12 protein-coding genes are annotated in these 6240 nt (G+C 60.1%); 1 reads left to right on the top strand and 11 read right to left on the bottom strand.

What is annotated here, in order from left to right:
- Positions 1-45: 45 nt before the first annotated feature.
- A protein-coding gene (gene prfB, locus ACOZKU_RS23250) for a peptide chain release factor 2 (protein ID WP_421580878.1) occupies positions 46-1177 on the top strand; the annotation gives its coding sequence in 2 pieces (ribosomal slippage) (positions 46-114 and positions 116-1177; 1131 coding nt in all).
- A 57-nt stretch (positions 1178-1234) separates the two neighbouring features.
- On the opposite strand, the gene ACOZKU_RS23245 is transcribed toward prfB, so the two are convergent.
- From ACOZKU_RS23245 to ACOZKU_RS23195, 11 genes are all read right to left on the bottom strand, one after another.
- Complete coding sequence (locus ACOZKU_RS23245) at positions 1235-1735, bottom strand: hypothetical protein (protein WP_421580877.1); 501 nt, start codon at positions 1733-1735, stop codon at positions 1235-1237.
- A gap of 31 nt (positions 1736-1766) precedes the next feature.
- Complete coding sequence (locus tag ACOZKU_RS23240; protein WP_421580876.1) at positions 1767-2540, bottom strand: NAD kinase; 774 nt, start codon at positions 2538-2540, stop codon at positions 1767-1769.
- 143 nt (positions 2541-2683) lie between these two features.
- Entirely contained in the window at positions 2684-2926 is a 243-nt protein-coding gene (locus ACOZKU_RS23235) for a hypothetical protein (protein WP_314094536.1), read from the bottom strand.
- A gap of 89 nt (positions 2927-3015) precedes the next feature.
- On the bottom strand, positions 3016-4116 hold the full coding sequence (locus ACOZKU_RS23230) for a tyrosine-type recombinase/integrase (RefSeq protein WP_421580875.1): 1101 nt from the start codon (positions 4114-4116) through the stop codon (positions 3016-3018).
- On the bottom strand, positions 4116-4292 hold the full coding sequence (locus ACOZKU_RS23225; RefSeq protein WP_421580874.1) for a hypothetical protein: 177 nt from the start codon (positions 4290-4292) through the stop codon (positions 4116-4118). Before ACOZKU_RS23225 ends, ACOZKU_RS23230 begins: the two co-directional genes overlap by 1 nt.
- The gene (locus tag ACOZKU_RS23220; RefSeq protein ID WP_421580873.1) at positions 4289-4477 is read right to left on the bottom strand and encodes a hypothetical protein; all 189 of its coding nucleotides are present in this window, start codon (positions 4475-4477) and stop codon (positions 4289-4291) included. Before ACOZKU_RS23220 ends, ACOZKU_RS23225 begins: the two co-directional genes overlap by 4 nt.
- A complete protein-coding gene (locus ACOZKU_RS23215; protein WP_421580872.1) occupies positions 4470-4682 on the bottom strand; it encodes a hypothetical protein in 213 nt (70 codons plus the stop codon). The genes ACOZKU_RS23220 and ACOZKU_RS23215 overlap by 8 nt, the downstream gene beginning before the upstream one ends.
- Positions 4679-5275, bottom strand: a complete 597-nt coding sequence (locus ACOZKU_RS23210) for a hypothetical protein (RefSeq protein ID WP_421580871.1) — start codon at positions 5273-5275, stop codon at positions 4679-4681. Before ACOZKU_RS23210 ends, ACOZKU_RS23215 begins: the two co-directional genes overlap by 4 nt.
- The gene (locus ACOZKU_RS23205; protein ID WP_421580870.1) at positions 5265-5432 is read right to left on the bottom strand and encodes a hypothetical protein; all 168 of its coding nucleotides are present in this window, start codon (positions 5430-5432) and stop codon (positions 5265-5267) included. The genes ACOZKU_RS23210 and ACOZKU_RS23205 overlap by 11 nt, the downstream gene beginning before the upstream one ends.
- Positions 5429-5761, bottom strand: coding sequence for a hypothetical protein (locus tag ACOZKU_RS23200; protein ID WP_421580869.1), 333 nt, complete (start codon positions 5759-5761; stop codon positions 5429-5431). The genes ACOZKU_RS23205 and ACOZKU_RS23200 overlap by 4 nt, the downstream gene beginning before the upstream one ends.
- Entirely contained in the window at positions 5758-6231 is a 474-nt protein-coding gene (locus tag ACOZKU_RS23195) for a hypothetical protein (RefSeq protein WP_421580868.1), read from the bottom strand. The genes ACOZKU_RS23200 and ACOZKU_RS23195 overlap by 4 nt, the downstream gene beginning before the upstream one ends.
- Between the last annotated feature and the right edge of the window lie 9 nt (positions 6232-6240).

Genomic DNA, 6240 nt, shown 5'->3' with positions numbered 1-6240 from the left:
CCCTCTCTATTTCGAGGCCACCGAAATGCATAGAAGAAGGCGGACATGCGCGCGGAAATCGAAAACGTCGTCGACGAAATCAAGCAGGCCATAAGCCTGCTGAGGAGGCATCTTTGACTGGGATCAGGCGGTAAGACGACTGGACTGGTTGAACAACAAGGCAGAGGACCCCAACCTCTGGAACGATGCCCAGGAAGCCCAGAAGCTGATGCGCGAGCGCCAGCAGCTGGACGAGAGCATCAATGGCGTGCGCGCCATCGAACAGCAGCTCAAGGACAATATCGAACTCATCGAGCTTGGTGAGGAAGAGGGCGATGCCGACATCGTCAAGGATGCCGAAGATGCCCTGAAGACGGTTCGCACCGAAGCCTCGCGCAAGCAGGTCGAGGCGATGCTTTCGGGCGAGGCCGATACCAACGACACCTATCTCGAAGTGCATTCCGGTGCCGGCGGCACGGAAAGCCAGGACTGGGCGAATATGCTTCTGCGCATGTACACCCGCTGGGCGGAGCGCTCGGGCTACAAGGTGGAGCTTCTGGAAATCCATGACGGCGAAGAAGCCGGCATCAAGTCCGCGACGCTGCTCGTCAAGGGCCACAATGCCTATGGCTGGCTGAAGACCGAATCGGGCGTGCACCGCCTGGTCCGCATTTCGCCCTATGACAGCAATGCGCGCCGTCACACCTCGTTCTCGTCGATCTGGGTCTATCCTGTTATCGACGACTCGATCACCATCGACATCAACGAGAGCGACTGCCGCATCGACACCTACCGTTCGTCGGGCGCCGGCGGCCAGCACGTCAACACGACCGACTCGGCCGTGCGCATCACGCACATTCCGTCGGGCATCGTCGTTGCCTGCCAGCAGGAGCGTTCGCAGCACAAGAACCGCGCCAAGGCGTGGGACATGCTGCGCGCCCGCCTCTACGAGGCGGAGCTGAAGAAGCGCGAGGAAGCGGCCAATGCCGAGGCGGCCTCCAAGTCCGATATCGGCTGGGGTCACCAGATCCGTTCCTACGTCCTGCAGCCCTACCAGCTGGTCAAGGACCTGCGCACGGGCGTCGAAAGCACGGCGCCTTCGGATGTCCTCGACGGCGAACTCAACGAGTTCATGGAAGCGGCCCTTGCCCATCGTGTGAACGGTGGCGCGGACGCGGTGGTGGATGACCTGAACTGACGTAGATTTACAGACTGCAAACGGGCGCTTCGGCGCCCGTTTTCGTTTCCGTGGAGCTTAATTCGTCGCGCGCTCGATCTTGATCTCGCCAAGGTCGTCGATCAGCACCGTCCAGCTCTCCGGCTCGGTCGCCTTCGGGTCCGTCTTCAGATGGACCGTAGCGAAAAGGCCGGGCTGGGTGGTGACGCCGGAGGAATTCTCCGGCCTTATATCCGTGACATAGGGTTTTAACGCCGAAAATTCTTCCAGCACCATCGAGGAAACGATCTTGGGGCCGTCGGGAGTTGCTTCGATTTGCTGGAGATGGACCTGCGCCGTGCCGTCCTTCTGACGCACGGCGATCAGCTTGTAATAGCCGCGACGCGGCGCGGGCCTTTCGGCCGTCGCGTTTTCGGGCGTGGCGGCAGCCGCATCGCCATCCGCTTCCGCAGGGTCTTCCCAGAATCCGGTGCTTACCACGAAGGTGATTGCTTCCGACACCGGCGATTCTCCCTCGGCAAAAGCGGGCATGCCGGTGAGCAGGAGAACGGCAAGAGCGGCGGTGAGGGTTCGTTTCATGGTCTGCTCCTGTCCTGAAAGAGGAAAGGTGTCAGTAATCGAACTGTTCGGCAAGAATCCGGTCGGACCAGGAATGATCGGGGTCCGAGAGAATATGCGCCGAGAGGCCCGCCGATTCGGCGATCTGTACCGAGGTCACCGACTTGACCTCGGTATTGTCGGCCACCGCATTGACCGGGCGCTTGTCCGCTTCCAGCACGTCGATCTTAACGGTCACCTTGTTCGGCAGCAGCGCCCCGCGCCAGCGCCGGGGCCGGAAGGGGCTCACCGGCGTCAAAGCCAGCAGCGGCGCCTCCAGCGGCAGGATGGGGCCGTGCGCGGAGAGATTGTAGGCCGTGGAGCCGGCTGGGGTCGCCAGCAGCAGGCCGTCGCAGATCAACTCCTCCAGCCGCACACGGCCATCGACGCTGACCCGCAGCTTCGCCGCCTGGTAGGACTGGCGGAAGAGATAGACTTCGTTGATGGCCAGCGCCCGGCGTTCCTGGCCGCTCGCATCGCTTGTCACCATTTCCAGCGGCCGGAACGCGTTTTCCACGGCGCCGTCGATGCGCTCGCGCAAGTCGGTCGAATCGTAGCGGTTCATCAGGAAGCCGATCGAGCCGCGGTTCATGCCATAGACCCGCTTGCCGGTGTTCATGGTCGTGTGCAGCGTCTGCAGCATGAAGCCGTCGCCGCCGAGCGCGACGATCACGTCGGCCTCTTCCGGATCAGCATTGCCATAGATGGCGATCAGCTCGTTGCGCGCGTCCTGCGCTTCGGGCGCCTGCGAGGCGACGAAGGAAAGGGTGTTCAACTCACGCGCCATGCCGCCGATCCGCATCCTCAATGCAAAGCTTCAAACCCCGCACGGTGCGCGGGGCTGGCCTTTGTCGCATGCCTTTACGGCATGCGCATCTGAAAAATATGACAATGATGTGTGATGGGCTGCGGAGCGCAGCCGCCGGTGGATCAGGCCTTGCGCCCACCGGTGCGCGCTTCGAGCGCTTTCAAAGCGGCTTCACCGGCTGCCGCTGCCTCGAAAGGGTTGCGGAACGGGCCGATCAGGGGGTTGGTCACGCCGCGGAATGTCAGGGCAACGAAGAATTTCCCGTCCGAGCGCTTCTCGATCTTCACCTTGGAGACCGGTTCGTTTTCTGCAGCCACGGTAAATCCTCCCCGAAACGCCGCGCGAAAATCGGCCAAGCCGATCATTCATTCTGTCGCGAAGCGGAAATGTTGGTGCCCCCACCAGTAGTGCCATTTCCGTTATGTTTCAATCCTTTGCAGCCCCCAAACACGTTTTACCGCCCCTTTGATTCTTTTGGCGAATTTTCGCTGCCCCCCAAAGCCTTCTCTTCGGCGTCTTGCGCCTCAAGCCTGCGGGCTATTCTCCGAGAAGCACTGATTCCCAAACGTACCCTGTCCGCACCCTTCGTGTAGACGTCTGCCTGTTGTGACGTCGTCCAACCAAACTGGGCCATAAGCTCGCTTGAGGTGGCACCATCGTTTGCTGCAATGGTTGCGGCGAGCTTTCTGATGCCGTGAGCGTTCTTGTGCACGCCTGCCTTGACGCTGGCCGCATGGAACCAGTTCCCGAAGCCTGGGATGGAGAAAGGCTTCCCGAAGCTTGTCACGAGGAAATGGAGATCACCGGTCTTCGTCGCCGCGATAATGGACAGGACGGCGTCCGGCAGTTCGACGGTAATCGTTGTCCCCGTCTTCTGCGTTGTGATGGAAAGGATGTTGCCTTTGAGGTGCTGGCGCCCAAGGGTGACGATATCGCCGCGCCTAAGCCCAGAGTGCAGCAGCAGCTCGAATGCGAGGCGCTGGGCGGTTCCTATCGGCCATGTGGCTCGGAACGCTTCACAGTCCTCCTGTGTCCATTCTGGGAAGCCCTTGGTTTTAGCCTTGAGGCGATCGACGTCCATCGTCGGGTTCACCTTCACGTGGTCGTTCTTCACCGCCCATGAGAAGAGGCCGATCATCGTCTTGAGATAGTTGTTCGCCTGGGCCGGCGTGTCGCTCATCTTCTCCATGCGGTTTCGGATGTGCTTGGGCAGCACGAGGGCGAACGGCGTATCGCCGCTCTCAGCCACCACATGTTTGAGGATGTTGCTACGTTGGCGTCTGGTGGCGTTGGAAAGATCATTCCGCCAAGCAGCGCTTTCCATATACCGCTCGATAAGCCACCGGATCGTGGTTGGAGCGCCAACGATCTTTTTCTTCTGGACAGGCTCCCCGATCAGGCAGGCACGATAGGCCTCTTTGAATTCCTCACTGCTCGGATCGTCCGGCAGGCGGGTACGCGGCCCCTTGTCTACCCGAAAGTAGAGCAAGACCTTTTTGTACTTCGTCTTGGTGACGGTCACATAGCGCGGCAATTTTCGGACCATGCCGTCCATCAGAGGGCAAAGTCATCCGGGAGGGCAACCGGTTCAGGCTTGTGATTATCGGGGATATCGGGGGAAATTCTGAAAACTCGGCCGCCAACCTCGACCTCGACACGCACCCCCTCGCGTTTGGCGATGGTTGCCATTCGGCGCAATTCCGCTTGCTTGATAAGGGCAGGGGCTGTCATTCGGTGCTCCTTTCCGCAAGCGCTTTGTTCTTCATGATAGCATTGCGGCTGGTGACCATCGTGTAACCGTCAGCAAAGCGGACGAGGCACGAGTTCATGGTCTTGCCGCGGATCAGCAGTTCGCACGGCTGGCCTTTTCGGTCCTGCCGGTTCCAGCGGTAAACATAGGGGAGAGGTTCACCCATCGCCGCGCTCCTTCTCCAGAGCGTCGCGGCCGGCAATAAAGGCAAGCACCTGGCGAGGATTGACGAACGAGCGCTTGGAAAGCCTCACATCATTCCCGTCGTACGCACCCCATTTTCCGTTGGCGAGGCGAAGCGCCAGATATTTCACGCCACCTTCGTCATCCACAATCTGATAGACGTCATTGTTGTAGCGGACGAGCTTCATCCTTCCCCTCCCATATTGCGGATGGCAGCGGCTCCAGTTGTGCCACTGGCGGAACCATCCCCTGCGGAGCCCTTACGGGTGGAGAGGGCGAGACGAATGCGATCGGCCATGATGTCGAAGACTTCATGCGCGGTGCGGTTTTTAATGCCGATGATCGGGCGCGTCAGATCCTCAACGTTGAGCCCCTCGTTGGAGAGGGAACGGGGAGGGTGGGCGTATAGGTGCTCGATATCGTGGCCGTTGTGCTCGGCGCGCGCGATCTCGTCGCCAGTGGGCCGCCCCCAGCGGACATCGCTTTTGATGTCCTCGTCCGCCTCGTTCCAGAGGTACATGTACCAAGCGATGGGCTCGGGATCGGTCACCGGCTCGCTCTCTACCGCAGCGACATCGACAAGGGCGGAACGGGGCGCGTCCATCTGTTTGAGCGATGGGGTGTGAGACATTGGGGTTATCGATTTAATCGCTTCATCGACGGCGGCATGAGCCGTAGGCATGTCGATAACCAATCTCTTGGTGAGAGCGTAAGCGATCTCGCCCCGGAGGGCATCCGATACGCCATGAAAACGTGTATCGGCTAGAACCTCATTCTTCATCTTCGTCTCCCGTTGTCGGGAGGTCTTTTTCTTCCTCTTCGAGCCACTCTTCGGCGGCATAGATTGTGTGCTGCTCCACATCGTCTATCTTCCAACCAGCGACCTTGGCGGCGGTCATAATGCCTTGGATTGCGACGTAAAAATCGTTCTGGTTCATTCCTGATCCTCCTTCAATTGATCGAGATATTCAGCTTGATGCCGAAGCCCCTCTTCCATCTCTTTTCCCGCCAAAGGTTCGCCCGCACATTCAAAGTCGCGACCTTCCAAACTCGTATAGGGCGCTGGGCCAGCCTCCACCCCCTGCTGCGTCTGTACAGCAAGAGCGGCGGTGAGGGCGGTGTAAGCCAGATTTAGGTACGTCTCCCACAGTGGCATCGTCTTGCCATCTGATCTTGCGATTGGGCTTTCTGAGGTCAGCCCGATTTCAACTAGATCGTTGGCAAGCACGCGCGCGACTGCCTCGACCATCTCGTCGGTGATCTTCATGGCTTCTCTCCCTGTATGAGGGGGCGGGCGCGGGAAATGGCGTCGGCAAGAAACCGCGACGTGTAGCGATTGCCCGCGTTGTCCATGCAGTCGAGGAGGCCGGGGCCGTCGATATGCGCCTGTATGAAATCCGACAGAACAGAGCGGAAAGTTTCGGCAAATTCGCGAACCGGCGCGGCACCATTCCAGTTGCCCGGCTCGCCTTTACCGCCGCTGACAACCTGATAGATTTCGTTGATCGTGGTATTGGCCGTCCGCGCTTCCATAGCGTGGGCCTGTGCTTCGAGCTTCAGGCGCTCTGCCAAAGCCTCGGCGGCCTCGGCGCGGCGCTTCATCGCCTCTACCTGGAGGGCGAGGGCCTGATAGGCGTCGTACCGGACATACCCGCCGTTTTCGTCCTCGGTGATGCCGTTGGAGAATCCGAGGCCGTTCGAGTTGTACGAGTTGGCGTAGCGCGTCACGCCTTCCATTGCCTTCGC

The sequence above is a fragment of the Shinella sp. M31 genome (assembly GCF_049199205.1).
Classification (GTDB): Bacteria; Pseudomonadota; Alphaproteobacteria; order Rhizobiales; family Rhizobiaceae; genus Shinella.
Note: the sequence above shows the minus strand (reverse complement) of the source record. Positions and strands in the feature narration are given on the sequence as shown.